Below are 257 nucleotides of genomic sequence, written 5' to 3' on the forward strand. Positions count from 1 at the left end.
GTGGCCTCGGTCGGGGTCTCGCTGGCCGATGTGGCTGAGATCCGGACTTTCCGCGGTTCGCCGCAGCACCGCTTCGAGGACACCGAGTGACCGGCGCGGGGCGGGACACCCCGGGGCCAGGGTCCGCGGGCGGCCCCCGGAATCTCTCGCCCGAGGCGGACTGGGACACCGAGCCGAGCTCGGCCCGGCGCGGGGGGACCCGGGCGGGCGGCCGCGCCGAGGACCGGGCCGTCGCCGTCCCCGCGGTCCCGGGCGGC

This window comes from Leucobacter sp. M11 (assembly GCF_035726885.1).
Classification (GTDB): Bacteria; Actinomycetota; Actinomycetes; order Actinomycetales; family Microbacteriaceae; genus JAPFRB01.